Here is a 582-nt window from a genome sequence, read left to right on the forward strand (position 1 = left end):
GCGCCTCAAGCGCGCGGTAGTCGGATGCGGCCACAACTTCCTCGCCGGCCGCAGCGGCTGTGAGTGCGCCCTGAGTCATCAGCCGTCGCCAGGTGAATAGCTGGTTGCCCGCGATGCCATGGCGGCGCGCGACCAGCGACACCGAGTTCCCCGGCAAATAGGTCTCCTCAACGATGCGAATCTTCTCCTCGGGCGTCCAGCGCCGACGGCGCTGCACCGAGGTAATGACCTCTACGCGGTCATATGTTCCAGTCATACGGTCAGGCATATGCATCACACTTCCATAAGTGTGAGGGCCTGTCAGGCGATTTTGGGGGCTACTTCATCGCTGCGCATTTGAGCGAGACTTTCTGCATAGGCGATGACCCATCCACGCAAGGCCTGTGTTTTATCAACACCTTGCGATTTTGCCTCCGCCAAACGAGCCTCAGCCCAAGTGCGATAATCTTCGATATTTAGAGCCTGATTCATAATTATCCGATGAAATTTCATAGTCTTGCGATGCGACGCGCGAATAGCTGGATGGAAGCTATGAACAGCCACGCAGTTGCCGATGCGATGGTCTGTTCAAAGTCCTTGGCG

At 56.7% G+C, this 582-nt stretch carries 2 protein-coding genes and 1 pseudogene; all 3 read right to left on the reverse strand.

The features are described 5' to 3' along the window. A partial coding sequence (locus tag SxD43FB_RS23895) for a transposase (RefSeq protein WP_255245893.1) occupies positions 1-256 on the reverse strand: 256 nt, incomplete at its 3' end. 44 nt (positions 257-300) lie between these two features. Further along, positions 301-492: a hypothetical protein gene (locus tag SxD43FB_RS25055; protein WP_141249655.1), complete on the reverse strand. Its 192-nt coding sequence runs from the start codon at positions 490-492 to the stop codon at positions 301-303. Then, positions 489-582 (reverse strand): annotated as a pseudogene (locus SxD43FB_RS23900) (IS5/IS1182 family transposase); the annotation flags it as partial. The gene SxD43FB_RS25055 and the pseudogene SxD43FB_RS23900, both read right to left, overlap by 4 nt.

The sequence above is a fragment of the Sphingobium sp. D43FB genome (assembly GCF_002312805.1).
Classification (GTDB): Bacteria; Pseudomonadota; Alphaproteobacteria; order Sphingomonadales; family Sphingomonadaceae; genus Sphingobium.